Origin of the sequence: Acidovorax sp. SUPP3334 (genome assembly GCF_030159055.1) — a bacterium.
In the GTDB taxonomy this organism is placed as follows: Bacteria; Pseudomonadota; Gammaproteobacteria; order Burkholderiales; family Burkholderiaceae_C; genus Paracidovorax.
Genome location: NZ_BQXQ01000098.1, coordinates 1 through 1,586 on the forward strand (window position 1 = coordinate 1; position 1,586 = coordinate 1,586).

Here is a 1,586-nt window from a genome sequence, read left to right on the forward strand (position 1 = left end):
CCGTTCGCCCAGGCCGTTTACGTATTTCGCAATAAGCGACGCGACCGCATCAAGATTCTGGGCTGGCAGCGCAACGGCTTCTGGCTGTTGATGAAGCGGCTCGAGCAAGACCGCTTCATCTGGCCGGGAGCGAGGCTCGCGGAACCGAGCAGAAGAACCTGTTCCTCAACGAGGCTGAAGCACTCGCGCCGACCGATGAGAGCTCGCCAGCGGATGCCGACGAAGAAGGCGCCACACCGGTTGCCGGCCATCAACGCAAGAAGCGCGGCAGGAAACCACTGGACCCTGCGTTGCCGCGCGAGATCGTCCGCCACGAGTTGCCAGAACACGAGCGCGTGTGCGCCCACGATGGTCATGCGCTCGTAGAGATCGGCGCCGAGATCAGCGAGCAGATGGACGTCATTGCCGAGCAGGTTCGTGTGCTTCAACACCACCGTATCAAGTACGCCTGCCCGTGCTGTGACCAGAGTCTGAAGGTCGCACCGACACCCGCACGCATCATCCCGCGGGGCTTGCTCACCGAGGCCGCTCAGGCCTGGGTCATCACCGGCAAATACCAGTTCGGCATGCCGCTGTACCGCCAGGCTGCATTGCTGCGCCGCTTCGGCGGAGACCTGGCCAGCAACACCTTGGCGGCCGGCGTCGTGCGCATCGGCCAAGCCGTTCAGCCCGTCATCAATCTGCTGCGCGATCATCTGCTGGACTCTGACCTGGTCTACGGTGACGAAACGACTGTCCAGGTGCTGAAGGAGCCTGGGAGAAAGGCGCAGACCAAGAGCTACATGTGGGCGCAGATGAATGGCGCCGGCACCGGCCCGCCGGTGCGGCTGTTCGCGTATGCCCCGGGCCGCGGCGGTGTTCACGCCGAGCAGCTGTATGCCGGCATCCGCCGTGGTGCAGTCCTGGTCAGCGACGGCTACGAGGTCTACAACGGCATTGCAAGGACGTACGACCTGACGCACCTTGGCTGTTGGAGCCATGCACGGCGTCCGTTCATTAGAGCCGAGGACGCGATACCGAAGGCGGCACGTTCTACCAACCAGATCGCGACCCGGTTCATCAAGCTGGTGGCCAAGCTCTACAGGGCCGAAGCGCTCGCCACTGAATGGACCCCAGCCAAGCGCCAACGCATGCGCGCTCGATACAGCGCCGGTGTCCTGCGGCAGATAGAACAATTGATGCTGGCCAACCTGCACAGCGTTGCGCCCACCAGCCTGTTGGGGCAAGCTCTTCATTACCTCCAAGGCCAGTGGCCCAAGCTCATACGGTTCGTGCAGAACGGTAGTTGGCCGCTGGACTCGAACCCTGTTGAAAATGCGATCCGGCCCTTCGTTGTGGGGCGCAAGGGATGGCTGTTCGCCGACACGGTGGGCGGTGCCAATGCCAGTGCAAACCTGTATTCGTTGGTGGAAACGGCGAAGGCCAACGGCATCGAGCCCTACCGCTACTTGGTCGCGCTGTTCAAGCGGCTGCCGCTGGCTCAAACGGCCGACGATTACGAGGCGCTGCTGCCCTGGAACATCGCCTTGCCGTCGGCCTAGCCGAAACCCTGCCGCACGGCGGCACTGCCGAATAGGGCGTGGTTA

1 pseudogene is annotated in these 1,586 nt (G+C 63.4%); it reads left to right on the plus strand.

From position 1 onward, the window contains the following. Positions 1-77 precede the first annotated feature (77 nt). A pseudogene (tnpC, locus tag AVHM3334_RS23605) lies at positions 78-1,541 on the plus strand (IS66 family transposase); the annotation flags it as partial. Positions 1,542-1,586: the final 45 nt, after the last annotated feature.